This is a genomic window from Sphingobacterium sp. UT-1RO-CII-1 (genome assembly GCF_026711005.1).
Classification (GTDB): domain Bacteria; phylum Bacteroidota; class Bacteroidia; order Sphingobacteriales; family Sphingobacteriaceae; genus Sphingobacterium.
The window spans coordinates 383,900-407,828 of the sequence record NZ_JAPPVJ010000003.1; the positions used below are offsets into that span (position 1 = coordinate 383,900).

The following is a 23,929-nucleotide window of genomic DNA, read 5'->3' on the forward strand; positions in this document are numbered from 1 at the left end:
ATAGCGACGCTATTCTAAACTCGCTAAACTGTAAGTAAACATAGGTCAACATCGGCCATCTATAGAGCTTCCTAAGCAATATGGATATAAAACTCCAAATTATTAAGGTTAAAAAACTACACTTTCAGTAAAAAAGCTTATCAATAAATGTATATAAATAAAAATAAACCAATAAAAGCACATAAATATTACCTTTTTGATATTTCATCCACTACAATTAGGTCATCTAATATGAAAGTCCTAAATTTATCAACTTTATTTTACATCGACTATGCCGATCGAAACATATACCCTTACCGATACACATACACATATCTATTACCACGCAGGCAGTGAGAAGTTAGATGAACAGCTACAGCGTTGCTTTGACAATAGGATTGATCGTTTATTTCTTCCAAATGTCGACAATAAATCCATACAAGCTGTAATGGAAACTACCAAAGCTTACCCTGCACATTGTTTTCCTATGCTGGGACTTCACCCCTGCTCGGTAAAAGAAAACTACAAACAAGAACTCAAGCAGATAGAATCGGCCTTGGCCGACCATAAAGTATACGCTATTGGCGAAATAGGCTTGGATTTATATTGGGACAAAACAACGCTCGCTATACAGCAAGATGCTTTCCGAATACAGGTAGCGTGGGCAAAGGCCCTGAACCTACCAATTGACATACATTGTAGAGAGGCGTTCGATGAGCTTTTTGTACTCCTGGAAGAATTAAAAGATGATAAGCTTTTTGGCATATTACATTGCTTTACGGGCAATCTTGAGCAAGCCCAAAGAGCTATAGATTTGGGCTTTAGCTTGGGAATAGGTGGTGTAGTAACCTATAAGAAAGCAGGCTTAGACCTCGTTGTGAAAGAAATCGATCTGCAGCACCTTGTTTTAGAAACCGATGCGCCTTACCTCGCTCCTACACCATACCGTGGTAAAGAAAATGAAAGCAGCTATTTGATTCATACTGCGCAAAAAGTAGCAGATCTGCATGAAATTAGCCTAACCCAGTTAGCGCAGATTACCACAGAAAACTCGAAAAGAATATTTGGAATTTAGATAGCCCATTATGCAAAATATATTTATAATATATACAGGTGGCACTATAGGAATGGTTCAGGATAAAGAAACAGGCACCTTTGTTCCTTTTGATTTTGAACTTATCGCCCGTAATCTGCCCGACCTAGCACGCTTAAATTATAAGCTAACCGTACACTCATTTACCCCTATTATAGACTCGTCCAATATGCGCCCATCTATCTGGGTGGAGATGGCACAAATTATTAAAGATAATTATGAGCAGTACGATGGTTTTGTTATTCTGCATGGCTCGGATACGATGTCGTTCTCGGCTTCTATATTGAGCTTCATGTTAGAAGGACTTCAAAAGCCCGTCATCTTATCAGGATCACAGCTTCCGATAGGCGAAATTCGGACGGACGCCCGCGAAAATATGATGACAGCTCTGGAGATTGCTTCAGCAAAAGAGAATGGAAAATCCATTATACAAGAGGTATGTATATTATTTGACAATAAATTATTTAGAGGAAACCGCTCTTTTAAATACCACTCGTCAAAGTTTGAGGCTTTCCGCTCACCAAACTATCCTGTATTGGCTGAGGCTGGTATACATATCAACTATAATAGAGACGCGCTATTAGACAATAGTGGCAAAGAATTTATCCTACATACCGAATTGGACAACCGTGTAGGCGTTTTAAAATTATTTCCGGGCATTAGCGAAGAAACAACACGGACCATACTGAGTGCCGATGTGCGCAGTATAGTCATGGAAACTTTTGGTTCAGGGAATACCATGACCGACCCTTGGTTTTTAGATTTACTAGCCGATACAATACGGGGTGGAAAAAATATAATTGACATCTCGCAATGTAAGGTAGGCTCGGTAGAGCTTGGCCGTTATGAAACATCGCAGGGATTAAAAGCACTGGGCGTGACTAATGGCTATGATATGACCTTTGAATCTGCTGTTACCAAACTGATGTACCTGCAAGGACAACTTAAAGATCAGGCAGAAGTAGCTTACTGGGTGGAACAAAGTATCCGTGGTGAGATCACGATAAACGATTAGCATATCAGCCTTTTTATATATCTCTTAAAGTATAAAAAGGCTGAACTATCCATACGTGTATAAAATTACTCTGCCTTTTTAACGTTCGCCGCCGCCGGAGTTTTATTAACTTTCTTTCGACCATTACCGGGCTTTCTATTTTTATGAAAAGGTTTACGCTTTTTATTTTTTGTGCGCGGCGCATATTCCGGTCCTTTTTCCATACCTTCCGGCAATGCTATTTTAGGAATCTCCTTACCGTTCAACTCCTCAATACGTGCAAATTTCCCCTGATCTTTATCATTAATAAATGTTATGGCAGTACCTGTGGTTTCTGCACGTGCCGTACGGCCTACACGGTGTACATAGTCTTCCGCATCCGGCGGTACATCGTAATTAACTACTAGACTTATACCGACTACATCTATTCCTCTTGATATTACATCTGTCCCTACCAAAACAGGTAAGCTTTTTGCCTTAAACCTGTTTAGCAGCTGCTCACGTTGGGCCTGATCGAGATCCGAATGAAAGCCTTCGGCATTGATACCCGCTTTTACGAGCTCCTGTGCTAGTTTTTTTACAATTTCTTTTTTCGAGGCAAACACTATAGCTGTCGTATATTTCGGATCTTTCAGAATCTGTTTAATCAGTTCTAATTTTTGCGGATCGTAGACTAAGTAAGCCTGTTGATCGATACCTTCAGAAGGTTTTGATATTGCTATATTCACCTCTTTAGGGTTTCGGAGCAATTTTTTCGCCAGCGTCCGTATCTTACCCGGCATCGTAGCCGAAAACAGCAAACTTTGTCTTTCTTTCGGTAGGTAGCTGATTACCCGAACGATATCATCAAAGAATCCCATGTCCAACATCCTGTCTGCCTCATCAAGCACAAGATATTGCAGCTTAGTGAAGTCAAACTTGCCGGATGACATGTGTGCGATCAGCCTCCCCGGTGTGGCTACAATAATATTAGCACCATATTGCAATGCCCTACGCTGCTGTTCATACTCTTTACCATCGCCCCCGCCATACACAGCTACTGAAGTAGCACCGGTGAAATAGCCTAAGCCCATAATTTGTTGATCTATCTGTAAAGCCAACTCCCTTGTCGGAGCTAAAATAAGTGCTTTAATGGCTTCTTCGGGTTGTTCACCGATCAAATTCAACAAGGGAAGTAAATAAGACGCTGTTTTACCCGTTCCCGTCTGCGCACAGGCAATTAAATCGTGTTTTTTTAATACTAAAGGAATTGTTTGTTCCTGGATTGGGGTCGCGTCTGAAAACCCCATGCTATCAAGACCTTCTTCGAGCGAAGAAATAAAGCCAAATTCTGTAAATTTCAATATAAATATATGTTCGTTACTAAATAATTAAGTTGAAGATACACCGAAAATATTATATCTCAAGTAAATCGAATTATTTTTCCATCAAAAAACACATCTTCAAGCTATATCTTTTACAACTTTAACTCACCTGGAGAAATACCATAATATTTTTTAAATGCACTACTAAAGTTATTCTGATGACCAAAACCAGTAAGTAGAGACACTTCATAAACAGAAAGCTTGTCTTTTAACAGATAAATTCGTGCTTTTTCCATTCGCAGACGCGTTTGATATTCGTGAATAGTAACAGAAAAATATTCTTTAAAATCCTTTCGCAATTTACTTTCACTCATCATCACCTCTCTTGCGAGCTCTTGCTGCGTGAGTGGATTAGCAATCCGCTGTTCTAGCAGCTGCCTTGCCATCTCCAATCGTTCGATGTCTTCATCTCTAAAAAGGGTCCCTTTCTCCTGTGCACTTTCTGTATACTGTTCAAATTGATACATTAACAGTTCGACAATATGCGATTCTGTATGTAAACGTCTAAGCTCGCCCGTTTTATTGGATTCGACCAGCTCGTCAATCGTCTGCTTCATCTCATAGGTAGCCATCAGATCCTTATCAGAAAATGATACATATTGCCCTTTTTCAATTTCCTCGACAAAATGCCTGTGTAGAAGGGAGTCTCTTTTGATTAAATTCAGGTAGTAATCTTTAGATAAAACAGCAATAAAATAGGTGTATGACACGCCAGCTTTAATTTCCTGCGAACTGGTCATTGATGGAATGTAACGAATATTATGCCTACTCATGCCATATGGCAATTTACTATCCGCTGTTTTAAAGAATATAAACTGACTGGTAATAACCTCCCCTTCTATTTCTGTCTGAATATGTACAGGTTCACTTACAGTCATCTGTAAATTTAGAATAAACAAACCACTGGTCGACAACTGATATACCGACATCTTTACAGGGCCATTGTTAATCTCGCGACGATTTTCTAATAAAGGCTGGTCAGGAACGAAATTATCTGGAATTTCCTCTGCGAAAAGCCACTCATCTAATTCCTCAATTTTACTTCTAATCACCATATATCAAAACACTTAAGCGTATTCACACAGCTTTAAAGATACAATTTTTACGATTAAAAAGAGCAGTTGTTTAAAATCTTTCTAAATAATAGGGTTTAAATTATTCCGTGCTTCCTTTATCCAGCCCCACGTTGAATTCGAGCTGATCTAATTCCATTTCTTCAAAGCGAACATAAGGCTTCAATGTGCGTTTATTAATATCTATAGTGGATTCGACAGAAAACACGGTATACACATCTTTGGTGTTCAACACTTCAATAGGAGTACCGTCAAATAACTTACGTCCATTTTTAAGCATAATGATCCGGTCTGCATAAATAGATGCAAAATTTATATCATGCACGACCATGATAACCATAAATCCTTTCCTAGACAAGGTTTTAGCTATTGCTAACACTTTCTGTTGGTAGTGTAAATCAAGCGCAGATATAGGTTCATCGAGTAATAATAAACTATCTGTATTATCCCATACTTGAGCTAAAACACGTGCTAACTGTACGCGTTGCTGCTCGCCGCCCGACAGGCTCATGTAAACACGATCGTTCAACTCCGTCACGCCACAAAGATTCATCACCTCTTTCACCACATCATAATCTCTAACTGATGGCTTCGAAGAAAAATGTGGATAACGTCCCATCATCACAATTTCATGAACCTTAAACGCCAACGTAATGTGACTGCTTTGACTCAATAAAGCACGGCACCGGGCTAAATCGATGGGCTTATAGGCAGCTATCTCTTTACCATGAAGACTGATAATACCTGAATCAGCTTTTTTTTCTCCACATAATAAATGCATCAGCGTAGATTTTCCTGCACCATTCGCTCCCAACAAGGCAAGAACCTCTCCTTTTCTAATTTGAAAGGATACATTCTTCAGCAATGATCTTCCGTTAATTGTATATGATAGTTTCTCTACGCGTAACATGATTGTGTATACTACTTTTCTTTTATTAATATGTACAAAAACACAGGTGTCCCCAACAAAGCAGTAATAACACCTATAGGTAACTCTATCGGTGCTACCAATGTACGGGCTATAACATCCGCTAGCGTCAGGACCAAAGCCCCCATAACTGTAGATGCAGGTAATACAAAGCGATGATCGACTCCGCCCATCAAACGTACGGTGTGCGGAACTAACAAACCAACAAAGCCTATAACACCAGAAACAGCTACCGAAGCGCCAACAGCAAGTGTTGATAATATAACAACCCAGCGCTTGATTCGATCTGTCCGCATACCTAACAGATCTGCATGTATCTCGCCCAAAGAAAATGCATTTAAAGACTTACCAAAGAATGAGAGAATAAATACAGGTATAAGCACAAAGGGAAGAACAACAGAAATATTTTCCCAGGATGCGCCCCCTAAACTTCCCAACATCCAAAAGGTAATGGTCCGTAACTCCTGCTCGGTGGCCATATACGTAAGCAGCCCCGTTAACGCCCCTGCAAAGCCATTAATAGCTATTCCGGCCAATAACATTGTAGTAACGCTCGGCTTGCCGTTTTTTATCGAGATCTGATAGACAATAAAAGCTGTCAGGCCCGCACCGATAAAAGCGCCAAATACTAATAAATAACTTCCCAGTATTTGCGATAAATGCATGAATAACACACCTTCTAACGCAATAATTAAGACAGCAAATAGAGAAGCTCCTGAAGAAATACCAATAAGCCCGGGCTCTGCCAGCGGGTTTCTAAAAATACCTTGTATTGCAGCTCCCGACACGCCCAATGCTGCTCCGACCAGTATACCTAAAAATACCCGAGGCGCACGAACCACATATAATACATCAGCTTCGATTGATTCGACAGTACTTTTAGTAAACAGTCCTATTTTCTGTGCTAATAGAATACAAACATCAGTAAATGGAATATGGTAAGCCCCCATTCCCATGGAAAGTATAGCCACAAAGATTAAAGCTACAATTAGCCCTATTAATATCAACCGTTGCCTTCCCTGCATTTATTTCATTTATATTGGAAAAAAAACATAATTATCTATTGCATGATTTGATGCAGTTCTTTATTGAGCTCCAAAACAGCTTCTGGCAAGCGTGTACTGAAATTAACTAATAAAGTAGGGCTCATTTCGAGGATACGCTTATTTTTACCAGCCTCTGTTAAACGCATTCCCGGCATTTTCAGTACTGCCTCTTTCCCTCCTAAACTACTTAATCCAAAGTCAAATAACAAGATAATATCCGGATTTGCTTTCACTAAAGCTTCTGTTGTATAAGGTTTAAAATCAGCAAATTCCTGTACAGCATTCTTCGCCCCGGCTAAAGTAATCATAGCATCTAAACTACTCCCCTTCCCCGCGACACTCATTGTCCCCGTTCCTCTTGCATAAATAAAAAGAATTTTAGGCGAAGCCTTACCCATATTGGCACTTGCAACAACTTCCTTGACACGAGCCATTGTTGTTTTTGTACGTTCAGCCACTTGCTTACATCTCTCTTGTTCGCCCAAAGCATCAGCCACTTGCTGAATAAACTTTAACGAACCCTTCTCTGAATATTCCTGTGTAAAAGAAACATATTTGATTCCCGCCTTTTTCAAATGTTGCACGATAGCTTTCGAAACGTCCCCTTCTAACGCCAAAACCACAGTAGGCTTAAAAGATAATATTCCTTCACTAGATAATGAACGATTTTGGCTAACCCGGGGTAAATCTGCTGCTGCTCGCGGTGAAATACTAGTAACATCGGTCGCTACAATAGACTCTCCCAGACCTAAACCAAAAACCGTTTCGGTAATCGCACTATGTAAGGTTATTATTCTTTGCTCTTGCCCGTAAACAAAGGTATTCACAATCAATGCAAGGCATAAAAAAATAATTTTTCTCATATAAATTAAACACGCCACATAAGTGGTGAAAGATAACACAATAATTTCTGATTAACGGAAAATGTGTCAAAAGGACACCTGGATTCTCCATCATTCTACAAAGCAAATCAATAATTAGTCTAAATACAAGGGGCGAGCAAAACAAACAAAACATTTCAAACAGACGGAAATAACACAAAAGAAATTGACAATAAGACAATTACAATCTTATAAAAGTGTTACACAGTTTTTAACGCATCATTTTTCATAGAAGATTTGACAATATTAATACAGTGTTAATTCGTAATAATTCAAATGTATTCACTTCCTTTGCTTTGTTATTTAGAATCATTAAAAACAAAATTAAGTGTATAGTATTTCGCATCCAAAAATAAGGACAGCCGTAATATGTTTAGGCATTTTACTACCAGGTTTATGTTTTTGTCAACAAAAATTTAAAATCAGTGGTTTAATACAAAATAACACATTACAACCTGTATCTGATGTGACCATTACACTATATCCGGATAAACATACAGTGCGAAGTGATGTAAAAGGTTTTTTTAACATTCCTGAACTGTATGAAGGTCGCTATAATTTAGAAACAGACGCAAAAGGATACGAACCGCAGAAACTGACAATTGATTTAGAAAACCGCGATACCTTACTGCAGATAAGCTTAAAGCCTATAACGCAGACCATAGAAAATATTTCGGTGCACGGAAAAATTACAGCCGTTGATAATTTGATTAAAGCTGAAAATGCAGCAATGCCTGTTAAAGTAATCACACGCCGAGAGATTGAGCTAATGGGAAGCAGAAGGCTTGATGAGGTGTTAAAAGAACAAACTGGTGTAGCTGTAGTAAATGATATAGCCGCAGGTTCTCGAGCCACCGGTGTACAGTTACAAGGTTTTAGCAGTAATTATGTCATGGTTTTGATTGACGGTCAACCAATGCTTGGGCGAAACACAGGAAACTTTGACCTTTCCCGTATATCGGTGACAAATATTGAACGTATAGAAATTATTAAAGGAGCTTCATCCTGCTTATACGGCAGTGACGCTCTAGGTGGCGCTATAAATATCATAACGCGGCATGGCGCCTTAGCGCCGCAAGCACATGCTTCTATACTATACGGTAGTTTGAATATTGTTGATGCTACGGTCGAAACTGAAACACCATTCGCTAACCAACGTGGCTCATTAGTGTTATCAGGTAACTATTACCGGACAGACGGTTTTAATACCAATAAAAAATATATGAGCGACGGAACAACTGCACCGCCTTATGAGAACTACAGCTTTCAAGGGCGGTCCCGTTACCGCACCAGCAAAGACGGCACATTAGGTGTTACGTTCCGCTATGCACAGAGAAACTCGACTATGCTGCATGACTGGTCAAACGAGCAAATAAATGAAGACCAGCAAACCGACAAAGACCTTAATTTATCAGCAAGCTACGATCACAACTTCAGCTCCGGCTTACGGAGTATGACTCGTTACTATGTAAATCTTTATCAAAATGAGCTGCAGGCTCGTTGGCTACACCAGAACTCATTGATTAATGCCGAAAAGTTTGACCAGCAAAGCCATAGATTGGAACAACAGTTTGCTTATCAACCGCTATCGTCGTTAAAAATGACTGGTGGTCTAGGTGGGAGCATCGAAAGCATGAAAAACAGAAGGCAAGAAGAGACGCCTGATTTAAATACTGTTTTTGGTTATGTTCAAGGAGAATGGCAAGCTTTAACTCGCTTACAAGCTACCATAGGCTTAAGATACGACCACACCAATGCTTATAATGGGCGTTTAAGCCCCAGTTTAGGCTTACAGTATGAGCTAGCCCCTACTTTGACAGTTAAAGGTGGAATAGGTGCTGGTTTTAAAGCTCCTGACCACAAAATGCTATATCAGGTATTCTATAACCCGTCTGCAAATTATATGGTAGTAGGCGCTGACAGGGTGCGCGATGTGATTGAGGCTATGGATCAGAGCGGAGAATTGAGCTCAAAAAACAATTATATGCTGAACTTAGCAGCAAATAACTTGAAAGCAGAAAAAAGTTTATCCAACAATGTAGGTTTTGTTTGGGCTCCTTCGGGTAAGTCTCGTACAGAATTCACTGCTTTTTATCACCGCATAGACAATCAGATAAATAATATAGCAGTGGCGACCGGGACAAAAGTAGGTCAAATCTACACCTATCGAAACCTCCCAAAAGCTGTTAATAAAGGTTTTGAAATATCCACCACTTATCAGCTTACATCAGATCTAGAGGTATCTGCAGGCTATCAATACCTCATAGCTAAAGACTTAAGCGTAATCGATAGTATACGTGCAGGAAAATATCCATACAACCAAAACATTCACAATCCAGTAACTGGCGAATCCCGCCCAGTAACCACAAAAGATTACTGGGGTATTGAAGATCGTTCAAGACACATGCTAAATTTAAAAGCATTGTATACATATCGTCCTTGGGATATGAACATCAACATAAGGGCAAACTACAGGGGCAAGTACCCGTTTCAAGAGATCAATGGCAACCAATTCATTGACGAGTATGATGCTTTTGTTCCTGACCACATCTTACTAAACTTAACGATAGAAAAAACAATCTGGAAAAGACAGCTCACCTTACGTCTCATTGCAGATAATATACTGGATTACACCCATCGATATATGCCTGGACAACCGGGAAGAGTTATCTTAGGTGGCGTTAGCTACCGATGGATTAAAGGAAATAAGTAGTAATAACAAAATAGTATGATATGATTTTTTCAAGAATACCTTTTAAAAGCTTCCTACAAAATCACCACCCTAACTCGTGGTTAAGCGTGACTGCCGCTGCAATAGTATTAATATTTAGCGCCTGCAGTAAAGATGATGATGATAAGCGTCCTTCTTTTGAGGACGGGAGGAGTAAGGTCGTCTACGACTTGCCTGGGGACTTAGAAACATCCATGGGAACTGCGAATGCTCCACCGGACAAAATCAAAGGTCAATTTCAAACATTTCTATTTACTTTCAACGGTGCAAAACAACATAAGCCAGGAAAAGGTAATGAGGCAGAAACCGATTGGAATAAATTACAAAAAAGTGCAGATTGGGACTTAGCTTTCACCGGCCCTTATAATTCAGAAATCTATATTAATAATGCATCTCAGGAAAAAAATCCAGGTTACGGGGGGGCAGCAACTAACACAGCAGTTGTATTAATTAAAGACAGTTACGAAAACATCACTGAAGCACCTAGTGATGAAGCTTTTGATAAAAGCACGATTGGTTTAATCGGATGGTCAGCAATCGCCAATGATAACGGTTGGTTTCAATATAGCGACCAAACGCATATTATGAAAGCTTTGCCAAACCGTACCTACGTGATCCGTTTACAAAACGGAAAATATGCAAAATTACAGATTATCAGTGCATACAAAGGCTATCCACCTGCTATCACCGACTTAAACTGGCCTGCACCATATTACACTTTCAGATATTATGTCCAGGAAGATGGTAGCAAAGATTTAAGAACCAAATAATAAAATAAACAATCAAAATCATGAAATTTAAACACTTATTCTCAGCAGCAGCAATAACACTTGCTTTATCCTTCGGTTTTACATCCTGTAGCAGCGATGATGACGATTACGTACCGATTGACCCTGTAACAAAACTGAACAAGGATCTTTCCAAAGATTCTAAAACAGAAAACACTATTGGAACGATTGTGGGAAATGATAACGGTGTGGTTCAATTGCGTAATTTTAGACAAGTGGTTAAAAATGACAAAGAGGAAGAAATTGAGTCTCCATTATTCTACTTTGATTTTATAAATCATGATGCTGGGACTGAAGAACAACATAACATTAGCTTAGCGGCTCCTTCTAGTATGGCAATAACTGCTAACTTAGAAGCTGGCTATACCTTATCATACATCGATAAAGATTTTAAAGATGTAAAAGCTGACGATCAGTTTACGCCACTAAAAAGCGAAGTAAAAGACAAAGAGGGTAATACAAAAACAGTAAGTCAAAGCGGCCTACGCGATATGTTAATTAATGGGACACCTAGACGCCTCGACGAGTTTGGTTGGTGTGATTATATTTTCACGGAAAACAACAAAGAGACACACAGAGTGATAGCTATAGAAAATAGGACTTTGATTCTTGTAAAAGACAGTAAACCTCTTGTCAAATTTAAAGTAAATAACATATATGAAAACGAAAAGCCTAATAAAGAAGAAAAACCAGACAATTATCGTTTCTACTCTATCGACTATCAAGCTTTGTAAAAAATAAAAAACATTTAAAGTCTAATTAGACTTTAACATAGAAAGAAGTATTGGGCAATAATAATTATTGCCCAATACTCTTTTAACGACTTTTTATCAAAAATATTTAGAACAGTATGAAAACAATGAACAAATCGATCCTAACAAATATCTTCCGCCTTTTTGTCTTCTTCATGATTTTTAGTGTGACTACAAGTTGTAGCAGTAAAAACGACCCGGAACCGACAGAGCCAGAGATTGAAGAACCGGTGACACCAGATCATACTTTCAATCAATTATTGACCATAACTAATTTACATACCCCACACGAAGGAGAAGAAAATACTTTTACGCTTTTCAGTTTAGAACAAAATACAGTAATTGATAAAAAAAATGCTAAAACACGCTTGTGGGACATATCATTTGATAATATGTTTAGTAGTTTTATAGATATCAACAACAAAAAGGCAGGATATGGAAAAGATGGGTTAGGTGGTGGGGGTATCATATTGGTCAAAAAGAAATTTGAAGATGTGGTTGATATTCCTGAGGATAGTGAATTTAGAAATGGTGGAGAACCGTATGGGCCTGATGCTTCTGGAGATATGGCTGTTAGTGGTTACCCTGATGGCTGGTTCCGTTATGATTTTAGCACACATATATGCTACCCTATTGAAGATCATACTCTCGTTGTACGTACTGCCCGCGGCAACTATGCAAAATTAAAAATTAAAAGTGTATATAAAGATCAGACCGACCCACAAGATTGGTCAAAAGATTCACAGATGACCTACTATACAATAGATTATGTTTTGGCAAAAAAAGGAAGTAAAACGTTTGAAATTAAAGCTGACTAATAAAAAGTATACAACATAGAAGATAATATTATCTTTAGAAATAGCGCTTTTAATAGATGATTAGCCAAAAAGCAGCATACAAACAAATGATATATTTAGAATATTTGTATGTAATCATTCTAAATATAAATAAGATACTATTATGTTAAATCAAAATATAAAAGAAAGCACTACACAAGCACATGCTAAGCTAGAAGGAACAGTTGTTCGCCAGTTGAAAGCAGTACGCTCAAATGCAGATTATGCAGATGTTTTAAAAGCATTTTATGCTTATTTCAATGCGGTAGAAAAAACTATAGCGCCTTATATTACTCCTGATGTTCTTCCTGATTATGCAGAACGCAGAAACTCGAGCCATATAAAAGCAGATATCATCGAATTGGGTGGTAATGTCGATAACTTACTACAGGTTGAAACACCAACGGTGAACAATGCCCTTGAAGCTCTATCCGCTCTTTATGTATTGGAAGGTTCGATTATGGGCGGGCCGTACATTGTACAAATGCTTAACAAATACGGTGTACAGCAAGGCACATCATTCTTTTCGGGCTATGGCGACAATACGCACAATATGTGGCAAGCTTTCGTTACTGTGCTGAACAAGCATGGTGAAGACCCCGCAACACATGCTCGCTCCATTGAAATAGCAAATGAAACATTCAGCCGTTTTGGAGATGTATTTACGCAATTGGCAGCTACAGAATAATGGCTATACCCGATAAAGAAAATAAAAAAAACAATAAATGGTTGAAACGCGCTGGTATAGGCGCGTTTCTTTTCTTTTTAATCAAAGGGTTAGTTTGGCTCGTGGTATTCTTTTTTGCAGCAAAGTCCTGTAGCGGTTTTAACTTTTAACACTTCTAGTTAGTAGCCGAAGTGATTTCTTTATTGTACAAATAAACTCTCCTTATGTGCAAGCATATTGCACTACTTACTGTTATCTTCCCTATATTTTTGTAAATTTGATTAATCCCGTCATGGTAATCAATTAACATAAAATGTCAAATCAATTTACCGAAGATCAGGCCTTCGATAAAATCAATTTTCGCGAACAGCGGCAAGGACCTTATTACTTCGAAAACTGTACGTTTAACTCATGCGAGTTCTCCAGCATAAATTTATCACAGAGCCAGTTTATCGACTGCTCTTTCAACAACTGTAACTTTAGTTTGGCACAAGTTGAAAATACTTCTTTTCAAAATGCAGTATTTCAGCAATGTAAAATGCTGGGCATACGTTTTGACAGCTGCAATACATTTGGCTTATCGTTTACATTTGATAATTGCCAACTTGACCATTCTTCATTCTATAAATTAAAACTCAGGAAGACCTTATTTACTGACACACAATTAAAAGAGGTTGATTTTTCGGAATGTGAACTTTCGGAGAGTGTTTTCGAAAACTGTAATCTGGAAAACACAGTATTCAACCGCAGCATTTTGAATAAGGTTGACTTCAGGACTGCATTTAACTACCGCATCGATGCTGAAAATAATAAAATTAAAAAAGCAAAGTTTTCTATGGAAGGGCTTCCGGGCTTATTAAGAAAATACGATATACTTATAGAGCGATAAATAATACCGTTAGAGATAAAATCAAGTCTGTCCACAAGATTGTTGCGAAACTGCAAAACTCGTGAACAGACTGATTCTTTTATTAATTAGCTTTATTCCACCACACCTTGGTACCGATAACATCATCTCCCTGTTTAGAAAGAGCTTGTTGATAATTCAGCTTATTGGTACTTTGTTCTTTTAATGGGTAAATAAAACGGCTTGGTATTTCGCTTCCAACTTCAGGTGTAAACTGATAAGACACCTTCTCTCCCTCTACTGTGCCGGACCAAACAACATCACCCTTTTTAATTAGAAATAAGGGATAACCCGTTCTGCGTATTTCTGACCAACTTTCTATACCTTGATTAAACAGAGCTAGGTATTTCTGACTTAATACATTCTCTTTATTTGCAGAAGGCAGTTGTTGCACGTATAGATCAGCTGCTGCAGTGCTAACCTGCCATTTATCCAACGATGCACGAACAGCTTTTTTATAAGCTTTATCTTCCCAGTCATTGATTTCTGAGATCAAGAATTCGACTTCAGCATACTCCATTAAGACCTCGCCATAGTTAGCTGCATTAATAACAGCTCCCGGTAAAGAGATCGAATCTACGGGGAACAAGTCACCTGCTGCCAATGGCAAACCATAGGGTTGTCCAAAATAAACGCCTTTGCTATTAGGCTTGGCAAAGATTTCTAAACGTGGATCTGCAATATTAAAAGGACCTCGATCGCCTTTTAAAACATCTACCAATACATGCGATATAGCAAAGTCCTTTCTATTTGCCGTTATTGTAGCCTGATAAAGCGGAGCCTCATTAGGGGAAGAGCTTGAATATTTAAATATTGCATTATCAGCATTGGATGCAAACACACCTTTCGCTAAAGCATCTTCAATATGTTCAGTAGCCAATGAAGGTAACTTATGAGCAATGCGATTTGCTAAGCGCAAACGTAAACTGTTTGCAAACTTTGCCCATTTAAGGTTATTACCATCATAAATGATATCAGCATTTTTAAAAGTCTGCTGTTCCTGGTACTTTAAAAGCGTATCTGCAGATTGCTTTAGTTCATTTAGTATATCTACATATATCTTTTCCTGAGTAGCATATTTAGGTGTCAGATTATCCGGATCTTGCTGTAAAGCTTCAAAATCGGGGTCATTGTTTCCATAAGATTGATAAGGAATATCTCCGAAAACATCACTTAAGTTATGAAATGCGTAGGATTTTAATATCCGTACTACAGCGATCTGATTGGCATTACTTCCTGCTGCACCCAATGTTGCCCAATTTTTCGTTTTCTCATCAACATTTAACTTTATGATTTCATTAAAGTTGTTCAATGCACGGTTCAAACCAGTCCAGAAAGCATCAGAATAGCCTGTCGGCATCATATACCGAGATTGATCGGTATAGATATTCTGGCTAAAATACTGTGCATAAAGTTGTGCACCACGCAGGTTCAAGTCTGGATTACGCACTGTATTCATTAATAATTTCTCTCCACTTACCAACAGACTCGACGTACTCACTGCTGAAGGTCTGTTGGGGTCGGTATTAATGTCTTCAAAGATACTATCTGAACAGCCTGCTAACTGTAAAGCAACAAACAACAGGCCTATTATATATTTAAAATCTCTCATGATGCTCTAAAATTTAACGTTTAAATTAAAACCATACGTTACCGGAGTAGGAATATTTCCTCCTTCAATGCCCTGTACATTTCCACCACTTGACGTAAATTCCGGATCAATATACTTACTCTTCGTATAGATATTCCACAGGTTACGACCGTAAACAGACACACCTACATCTTTGATAACTTTATTATTATTTATTTTGAAGTTATATCCAAATGTCACCTCCCGTAACTTAACAAACGTTGCGTCAAAAATAGAGAAGGCGGTAGGTCCGTTATACTCATTTCTTGCCCACTGCTGCGCTGTAACCCGGGTGTCATTTTCTTCAACATTTGTGACTGTGTAAGAACCATCAGCATTAAAGTTCACATCGGCCTTTACACCATCCAGCACCACGCCGGTCTCCCGAATATTATTAGCTGCCGTTTTATCCAATATTCCGGCATACATGCCTACTTTATAGGTCTGGGAGAAGAAACTTCCACCTACACGTCCGTCAATAAGAAACCCGAGGTTAAAACGTTTGTAACGGAATTGATTTTGGAATCCAAAAATATATTTAGGTAACACAGATCCCAAAGGCACAAGTTGTGATGTTTTCATATAAACTCCGTCATTATCCAATACTTTACGCCCATCTTCAGCATATACAAAATCATACCCTAGGAACTGACCATAAGCTTCGCCTTCACGAGCTACTAAATTGATCAAGCCTTCGCTCAAGGTCAAAGTATTTACCATATCATCAATATGGATTACTTTATTTTGATTTCTAGACCAATTTAATACGGTGTTCCATTCAAAATCAGACTGGCGTATAGGCGTTCCTGTTAAGGTTACCTCAATACCTTTATTATTGATTTTCCCTGCATTGAGCACTTTTGCTTCATAACCGAATGAAGGTGAGACCGGAACTGGCAGTATCTGGTTACGAGAGTCATTGTTATAATAGGTTACGTCAAAACCTAATCTATTACGGAACAATTGCACCTGTAGCCCTGTTTCCCAAGAACTGGTGATCTCGGGTTTTAATACAGCGTTATTCAATGTCGGCGGTAAGCTATTAGAGGGTCTTCCATCAAATGCCTGCTCGACCTCGTAAACCTTTGCCAACTGATATGGGTCGGTATCATTACCTACCTGAGCCCATCCTAGACGGAGTTTTGCAAAAGAAAGCCAATCCACTTGTTTCAATCCTTCTAATTGACTTAAAACAAAGCTACCTGTAAATGACGGATAGATAAATGAGTTGTTATTAGTTGGTAGTGTAGACGACCAATCGTTTCTTAATGTTGCATCTAAAAACAAATAGTCGGCGTAACCTAACGATACACTACCGTATAAAGATGAAATACGTTTGTGATAGCTCCTATTATCGACCTTAACGGCTGAGGCATTTTTTAAATTATAATAATTCGGCACGACTAGCCCCCCCTGCGTAATGGCATAATCTACGCGTCGCTGCTGATCACGCAAGTTGGCACCCACGTTTGCTACTAAAGACCAATCGTTCCAGTTTTTATTTGCCGTGGCTAAGAATTCATAATTATATTCATTTAAAGTATTACCCGATTCTTCATACTGAGAAGTACTTCTGGAGTAAACTGCGATGCGGTCCTGCGCTTTAAAGTTATAAATATCTCCGTGCGCTTTTGCATTCAATCTTAACCAATCGTTTACTTCATATTGCAGCCCTACGTTACCATAAAATCTATCTCGTTGTTCTTCCATATAGCTTTCATAAGCTGACCAGAAGGGGTTGTCAATAAAACGTGTTGCTTCTGCAGCGGCTGTATTTTGCCAGCCTGTCCTATTCCATGCTTTTGGCGTACCATCGGCTCGCTTATAATCTTCCAGAATCTTGTAATCAACCTGCACAGCCCCCCATTGGAACGCTTCTAACATGATATTACGGTTGGACGCTCCTGACCATGGTTTACCTACAGAACTATTTCGTACGTAATTTAAATTGGAAGTTATCCGCAATTTCCCTAACTGTGTACCGCCTGAGAAGTTTAAGTTATTTCTACCTAGGGTCGCATTAGGCACTGTACCGCGTACATTTTTATTGGTATAGGAGAATCTGTAATTTGTATTACCGCTTGTACCAGCTATAGCTAAATTATTGGTATTTGACAATCCGGTTCTAAAGAAGTAACCGACATCATGCTTAGGGTATAGCCAGGGAGTAGCTTTTAAATAATTCGCTTCGTCTTCCGGATCCAGAGCATACCACTGTAAGACATTTTCTCCATCAAGACGGGGACCCCAACTTTCGTCAGAAGCATAGTCTACAATCTTATAATTCTGTCCATTAATTTCCTGTGTTTTAAATTGCGTAGAGTATCCCTGTCCATAAAGTTTTTGACGCTTAGGCAGACGTACTACATTTTCAAAGTCTAGACCTGTATTAACAGAAATATCTACATGTTCACCTTTACCTGCTTTTTTAGTGGTTATGATGATTACACCGTTTGCTGCCCGAGCTCCGTATAAGGCTGCGGCCGATGGTCCTTTTAGAACTGTTACATTTTCAATATCATCAGGATTTATATCTTGAATTAAGTTTCCTACATCTTTACCGGCGCTGGCATTAATAGTTGATTCGGAGTTTAGATCAGTATTATCTATGGGAGTCCCGTCTATCACATAAAGAGGTTGGTTATTTCCGGATATTGAATTAATCCCCCGCAGGAGTACACGGGATGATCCGCCCATATTACCTCCGGAAGATATTACTTGTAGCCCCGCTACTTTACCCGACAGCGCACTAACTGCATTTGTTGGTCTGGTTTGCAGTTCAGTTCCTTTCACTTCTTGCACGGCGTATCCTAATGCTTTTTTCTCTCTGGATATACCCAAGGCAGTAACAACAACTTCATTAAGTTGTTCTGAAGTTGGCTTCAGGGTGATATATAGAGTTTCTGAAAGAGAAAAGTTTTGTAGCGTTTGCTCTTCGTAACCTATGTAACTGATATGTATAGCGGGATTTTCAGCTTTTATACTTAAAGTGAAGTTTCCATTTTCATTGGTTTGCGTTCTTATATCTGTAGCGACGTCTGTCACTGTTGCGCCTATTACGGCCTGTCCTTCCTGGTTGACGACCTTTCCGGTAAGGGTAGATTGGGCATAAATTTTTCCTGTCCCGAGGGCAATAGCTACCCAGACGAGACCTGTATGTAAGGTTCTGTTCATACTAAATATAACTCTGATTAATGGGTTAAAAACTAATAGGTAAGATCTAAGGGGATAATTATCTTCTCCTTATTATCCCCTTAGCACATTCGAGTAAAAGGTTGTTGTATCATTGTTTTCATTATTAAAGCACAAATGTACACATAATCTACTAAATATATAGTCTTTAAGTACTTTATTTAAATAACTAGCAAAACAAAACTCACAAACAACTTAAAATCAACGATTTTAATGCCGTTAATAAAAATATTCATAAACAAATATTTTTATTAAATTATTACTATTTTAAGGGTTATTGTGCTTTTAGGGTTACGAAAAGGCTTGAGTTATAATATTTACAACTTTTGTTTTGTTTTCATCAATAATAAAGACTGTTAGTTGCTTAATTTAGCAGTAGTATTAAAATGAAAAGGAAAGTTTATGAACAGAAATAATATATCGCGTAAGGATTTTCTTCGCAACAGTGCGTTAGCAAGTATAAGTGCTCTAGCAGCTACGCAAGGAGTGAGGGGATCTACATTGCCTGAACAAAAAACGACAAACATGCAATTAAAAGATGATTATATTCTAAAAAATGTAAGGTTAGAAACGGGTTTTGAATATGATAACGATGAAATAATCGGAACACGTAGCGAGCTATTCACGTTACATATTAAAGATGGCAAGATAAATTTTGTTAAGGAAGTTGGGGATATTGCGAATGTTATCGACATGAAGGGCCTCCTTATGTTGCCTGCATTCAGTGATATGCACATTCATTTGGATAAAACATTTTATGGCGGAAAATGGCAGGCTGTAAGACGACGGAGTGGCGGTGTAAAAGGAATGATTGCACTAGAGCAGGAAATTTTACCCGATATGCTTCACACCTCAACGGACCGGGCGATCAAATTGATAGAGTTATTGCAGGGATACGGCTCTTCTTTTGCTCGTAGCCATGTCAATATCGAACCTACATCAAAACTAGATTCTTTAAAAAACTTAGAGAAGGCGCTTAGCATCAAAAAAGACGGTTTCAGTGCCGAGTTAGTTGCTTTCCCCCAACATGGCATATTTTATACGGAGTCTGCCCCTTGGCTTAAAGAAGCAGCTAAAATGGACATTGATTTCATCGGTGGCGTAGATCCTTATAGTCTTGATGGCAGTATAGAGCGCAGCATAGATTTCATGGTACAGCTGGCACTCGATCATAATAAAGGTATCGATTTACATTTGCACGAATCTGGCGATTCAGGCCTACAGACCGTACAATATTTAACAAAAAAAGTAAATGAGAACCCCGTCCTTAAAGGTAAAACAGCTATCAGTCATTGTTTTGTTTTAGGGCGCTTAGAAGGTAGTGCTTTGCAAAAAACAGCTGAAGATCTGGCTGCCGCAGAAATAGGTATTATGTCAACCGTTCCTTTTGGCAACCTAATTATGCCTATCCCAACATTACAAAAATACGGAGTAAAAGTATGCGCAGGCAATGATAGTATAATCGATCATTGGAACACATTTGGTTCAGGGAGCGTTTTGCAAAAAGCAAACGTAATGGCTGAGCTATATGGGTATGGCAACGAATATAAACTTTCCCGTTGTTTAGGGATAGCGACAAGAGGTATAACACCCTTAAGTGATAATGGAGAGATGGTTTGGCCCAAGGAGAATGATAACGCAAATTTAACTTTTGTCGATGCTAGTTGTTCTGCCGAAGCTGTAGCACGTATATCTCCTGTAAAGTCACTCATACACAACGGTAATTTAGTTTTTTAATAATGAATAAAATGACATATACTATTTTAGCTCTACTTTTTTTCTCACTGGGCTCATGTGACGATAGCACCCAGCTTACAGAAGATAATAAACAACCCTTAGAAAACACGGCAATGAATATAGCAGAAAAGAAAATTGTACAAGCAGTAAGTAAAGGAAACATAGAGGAGGTACAAGCAGCCTTAAAAAACGGAACAAACGTGAATACTACAGATGAAAAGAAGCACTCTTTATTATTGTTGGCTACTATTAATAAAGATTTAGCTATGGCACAATTACTTGTAAGCAATGGAGCTGATGTCAACCAACAAGACGATATTCAGGACTCTCCTTTTTTATATGCTGGAGCAGAAGGACAGGTAGAGCTTCTTAAATTATACTTAGCAAATGGAGCGAAGTTTGACGTTTTTAATAGATACAGAGGCTCAGCATTAATACCCGCATGTGAAAGAGGGCATGTAGAAGCCGTTCGACTGCTCGCAAACACCAAAGGTTTTCCTATTGATCATATTAATAGGTTGGGCTGGACAGGATTACTCGAAGCAGTAATACTGGGCGATGGCAGTAAAAAATATGTAGATATTGTACATATACTTCTTGAAGCAGGTTCAGATAGGAACATAGCAGATGCCGAAGGGGTCACACCTTTGCAACATGCAACAAACAGGAATTACACAGCTATTGCAGAGGTACTGAATAAGAAACAATAAATTATTTAATAACAAAAAGCACCTATTCGGATAAATAGGTACTTTTTGTTATTAAAGTTCAGGAGCAGTTATAATGCAAACTTTAAAAGTCTAAATAATTCCATTTGCCCCGGTACGGTTTATGGATCATTTGATTGGCAAATAAATCATCAAATTTTTCTTTCTTCGGATTCCATTTTAATGGTCTCTGTAGTTCATATGCAATATTCACCGCGTTACAGATGGTAGCCGTACGATGACCTACCTCCACGGGAGCAATTGGAGTTTTTCTACCTTTAATAGCATCTAACCAATCCTGATGATGATTATCTGCATGATACACAAGTTTATCTTTAGCAGAAAACACATGGTTTGCCAAGGGCTTAGGAGTAGTTTCTATAAAACCTCGAGAAACTTCAATGGAGCCTTCTGTTCCTAAAAATTGAATAGCATTTTCTTTACCCCAATGTTTATGATAAACACGCACCCCGTTAGCATAATCAAAAAATAAGCCCTCTACATCTCCCGCCTGAGGAGGTGGAGTAAAAGATATTGGCCCTGCTCCGTCCATATCCAGTGCCCACTGAACTATATCAAACATATGGGCTCCCCAGTCGGTTATATATCCGCCTCCAAAACCTCTGTACCCTCTCCACCAGGCCCAACTATTATCTTCAATTGGGGGAGATAATATAGGGTGATACCCCCGATATAATGATGGACCTATCCAATTATCCCAGTCCAAATAATCAGGGATAGGCATTGAAGGCAAATCACATTGTTTAACGGGCTCACCTACAGAAACGTTCACTTCACGGACTTCACCTATATAGCCATTTCTTATAAGATTTACAGCCTGTCTAAAAGTCGGCATTGAACGTTGCATACTACCGGTCTGTAATACGCGCTTGTATTTTTTGACAGCATCTACCATAGCTCTGCCTTCCCCTATAGTCAAGGATAATGGTTTTTCACAATAAATATCTTTACCAGCTTTTGCGCTATCGATAACATGCATTGCATGCCAGTGATCCGGTGAGGCCACGACAATAGCGTCGATATCTTTAGCTGCCAATAGCTCGCGATACTCAGCATAACCACGCACATTATTTGCTGGTTTTGCTGCTGTCATTTCTGAGGTTCTTTTTATAAAAGCCGACAATTTTCGAGAATCAACATCAGAGGCAGCTACAATCATTGTCTCCTTTAGTTCATTCATTGCACTGGCCAACCCAGCAGCTTGTTTACCGACACCTATAAAACCTAAATTAATACGATCGCTGGGTGCTAAAAATCCATTCCCACCTAAAACATGTCGTGGCAAAATAGCAAAACCAATACTAGCAGCAACTGTGCTTTTAATGAACTCTTTTCTTTTCATCTTTATTTTATAAGTTTTTCTTAACAACTATTTGAAGCACTTTATTAGGTTCGTAATAACCTGAACGGTTAGCTACTTCACATCCTTTTAGTTAGCATGAATTCTTATTCTATTTGAAGAAAAAAGCCTAAGAATCCGAGGCATTGTATTACAATCTTAATAGACGAGTAATCAAAGGGACATAAGTCATTCATTGTAACCATCTATTTATCAAGCAAGATAAAGATAGTTACATTTTATATTCAAAAAATGAAAAATTTAAAATTCTTTCTGCACTAGTGCATAAACTAGCTATTATTGACGGCTTCTATATCTTTAGTAACATCCTGCAGTATATCAAAAGCCACCTCCGCCATTTTATTTCCGCGATTATCCAACAAAGGATTCACTTCAACAACCTCAAAACAGACCGTCTTCCCAATTTGTACCAGACCTCGAAGCAAGGCTTTTATCTCCACGGGATCAAACCCTGCTGGAACAGGTGTGCCGGTACCGCTTGAAATACGTTCACTATCCATACTATCCACATCAAAAGAAATATAGATGTAGTCACATGCCTGCAGTAAAGTCGCTGTTTGTGACACACAAACTTCCACCCCTTTACGTCTTACATCTTCTACTTTAAAAAGACGGATACCTAAACGATCGATTAACTGATCTTCGGGATCTTCTGTATCTCTCACTCCAAAATAGACCAAATGTTCGGGTTGTAATTTCGGCTCTTCACTGCCTACTTTTTTAAGCTGCTCCCAATAACTGACGACCTCACTTTCTACACGGTTAACCTGGCACTCCAGATTATCTAAATGCATGGCTGCCGCTAAAGGCATCCCATGTAAATTTCCTGACGGAGTGGTGTAAGGTGAGTGTATATCAGCATGTGCATCTATCCAAATAACGCCCAAAATTTTCTCTGGAAATGCTGCTTTAATACCGCTAATTGTTCCTAAAGCTGATGAATGATCTCCAGAAAAAACAATGGGAAATTTATCATTCTGAAGGGTTTGTTTGATTATCTCCGCAACATCGACACATTGCTCCAATACCTGATCTATACGCTTTCCATATGGGCTAATGCTTTTTTCATAGATTGACTCATTACGCGTGGGCACATCAATATGTTCGTATTCATTAAAATATTGATTTCCTTTATTAATTGCGGCTATTTCCATAGCGTCAATTCCCATATCAGCTCCACGAGTGCCTGCGCCTATATCCGATCTGTTTTTAATGAGTTTTATTGTCTTTCCTTTCATAAGCC

General features: G+C 38.6%; 19 protein-coding genes. 10 read left to right on the plus strand and 9 right to left on the minus strand.

The features are described from left to right. Window positions 1-271: 271 nt before the first annotated feature. Window positions 272-1,054 carry a TatD family hydrolase gene (locus ORI89_RS09045; RefSeq protein ID WP_268230140.1) on the plus strand — a complete coding sequence of 261 codons (783 nt, stop codon included), beginning with the start codon at window positions 272-274 and terminating at the stop codon, window positions 1,052-1,054. Window positions 1,055-1,064: 10 nt separating this feature from the next. Continuing rightward, the gene (locus tag ORI89_RS09050; protein ID WP_268230141.1) at window positions 1,065-2,087 is read left to right on the plus strand and encodes an asparaginase; all 1,023 of its coding nucleotides are present in this window, start codon (window positions 1,065-1,067) and stop codon (window positions 2,085-2,087) included. Window positions 2,088-2,152: 65 nt separating this feature from the next. Here the strand turns inward: ORI89_RS09050 and ORI89_RS09055 are convergent, their stop codons facing one another. From ORI89_RS09055 to ORI89_RS09075, 5 genes are all read right to left on the minus strand, one after another. Further along, window positions 2,153-3,409 (minus strand): DEAD/DEAH box helicase, encoded by a 1,257-nt coding sequence (locus ORI89_RS09055; RefSeq protein ID WP_268230142.1) that lies wholly within the window; start codon window positions 3,407-3,409, stop codon window positions 2,153-2,155. Between the two features lie 113 nt (window positions 3,410-3,522). Continuing rightward, window positions 3,523-4,485: a helix-turn-helix transcriptional regulator gene (locus ORI89_RS09060; protein ID WP_268230143.1), complete on the minus strand. Its 963-nt coding sequence runs from the start codon at window positions 4,483-4,485 to the stop codon at window positions 3,523-3,525. 100 nt (window positions 4,486-4,585) lie between these two features. After that, entirely contained in the window at window positions 4,586-5,413 is an 828-nt protein-coding gene (locus tag ORI89_RS09065; protein ID WP_268230144.1) for a heme ABC transporter ATP-binding protein, read from the minus strand. Window positions 5,414-5,424: 11 nt separating this feature from the next. Then, window positions 5,425-6,456, minus strand: a complete 1,032-nt coding sequence (locus ORI89_RS09070; RefSeq protein WP_268230145.1) for a FecCD family ABC transporter permease — start codon at window positions 6,454-6,456, stop codon at window positions 5,425-5,427. A 35-nt stretch (window positions 6,457-6,491) separates the two neighbouring features. Next, a complete protein-coding gene (locus ORI89_RS09075) occupies window positions 6,492-7,340 on the minus strand; it encodes a heme/hemin ABC transporter substrate-binding protein (protein WP_268230146.1) in 849 nt (282 codons plus the stop codon). Window positions 7,341-7,686: 346 nt separating this feature from the next. Here ORI89_RS09075 and ORI89_RS09080 point away from each other — a divergent pair, with 346 nt between their 5' ends. The 6 genes from ORI89_RS09080 to ORI89_RS09105 all read left to right on the plus strand — a co-directional run bounded on the left by ORI89_RS09080 (window position 7,687) and on the right by ORI89_RS09105 (window position 14,021). Beyond that, window positions 7,687-10,071, plus strand: coding sequence for a TonB-dependent receptor (locus tag ORI89_RS09080; protein ID WP_268230147.1), 2,385 nt, complete (start codon window positions 7,687-7,689; stop codon window positions 10,069-10,071). Between the two features lie 20 nt (window positions 10,072-10,091). Then, window positions 10,092-10,859, plus strand: a complete 768-nt coding sequence (locus tag ORI89_RS09085; RefSeq protein WP_268230148.1) for an HmuY family protein — start codon at window positions 10,092-10,094, stop codon at window positions 10,857-10,859. Window positions 10,860-10,879: 20 nt separating this feature from the next. Then, window positions 10,880-11,611 carry a hypothetical protein gene (locus ORI89_RS09090; protein WP_268230149.1) on the plus strand — a complete coding sequence of 244 codons (732 nt, stop codon included), beginning with the start codon at window positions 10,880-10,882 and terminating at the stop codon, window positions 11,609-11,611. Between the two features lie 125 nt (window positions 11,612-11,736). Beyond that, window positions 11,737-12,447: a hypothetical protein gene (locus tag ORI89_RS09095; protein ID WP_268230150.1), complete on the plus strand. Its 711-nt coding sequence runs from the start codon at window positions 11,737-11,739 to the stop codon at window positions 12,445-12,447. Between the two features lie 142 nt (window positions 12,448-12,589). Next, a complete protein-coding gene (locus ORI89_RS09100) occupies window positions 12,590-13,153 on the plus strand; it encodes a biliverdin-producing heme oxygenase (protein WP_268230151.1) in 564 nt (187 codons plus the stop codon). Between the two features lie 292 nt (window positions 13,154-13,445). Continuing rightward, a complete protein-coding gene (locus tag ORI89_RS09105) occupies window positions 13,446-14,021 on the plus strand; it encodes a pentapeptide repeat-containing protein (protein ID WP_268230152.1) in 576 nt (191 codons plus the stop codon). An 82-nt stretch (window positions 14,022-14,103) separates the two neighbouring features. Here ORI89_RS09105 and ORI89_RS09110 read toward each other — a convergent pair whose 3' ends face one another. Then, window positions 14,104-15,651 carry a SusD/RagB family nutrient-binding outer membrane lipoprotein gene (locus tag ORI89_RS09110; protein ID WP_268230153.1) on the minus strand — a complete coding sequence of 516 codons (1,548 nt, stop codon included), beginning with the start codon at window positions 15,649-15,651 and terminating at the stop codon, window positions 14,104-14,106. A gap of 6 nt (window positions 15,652-15,657) precedes the next feature. After that, the gene (locus ORI89_RS09115) at window positions 15,658-18,843 is read right to left on the minus strand and encodes a SusC/RagA family TonB-linked outer membrane protein (RefSeq protein ID WP_268230154.1); all 3,186 of its coding nucleotides are present in this window, start codon (window positions 18,841-18,843) and stop codon (window positions 15,658-15,660) included. 420 nt (window positions 18,844-19,263) lie between these two features. Here ORI89_RS09115 and ORI89_RS09120 point away from each other — a divergent pair, with 420 nt between their 5' ends. Together ORI89_RS09120 and ORI89_RS09125 are read left to right on the plus strand one after the other, a co-directional pair. Next, window positions 19,264-20,598, plus strand: coding sequence for an amidohydrolase (locus ORI89_RS09120; protein WP_268230155.1), 1,335 nt, complete (start codon window positions 19,264-19,266; stop codon window positions 20,596-20,598). Window positions 20,599-20,609: 11 nt separating this feature from the next. Further along, entirely contained in the window at window positions 20,610-21,308 is a 699-nt protein-coding gene (locus ORI89_RS09125; RefSeq protein ID WP_268230156.1) for an ankyrin repeat domain-containing protein, read from the plus strand. 82 nt (window positions 21,309-21,390) lie between these two features. Here ORI89_RS09125 and ORI89_RS09130 read toward each other — a convergent pair whose 3' ends face one another. Beyond that, the gene (locus tag ORI89_RS09130) at window positions 21,391-22,668 is read right to left on the minus strand and encodes a Gfo/Idh/MocA family protein (RefSeq protein ID WP_268230157.1); all 1,278 of its coding nucleotides are present in this window, start codon (window positions 22,666-22,668) and stop codon (window positions 21,391-21,393) included. Between the two features lie 287 nt (window positions 22,669-22,955). Next, on the minus strand, window positions 22,956-23,924 hold the full coding sequence (locus ORI89_RS09135; RefSeq protein WP_268230158.1) for an arginase: 969 nt from the start codon (window positions 23,922-23,924) through the stop codon (window positions 22,956-22,958). Between the last annotated feature and the right edge of the window lie 5 nt (window positions 23,925-23,929).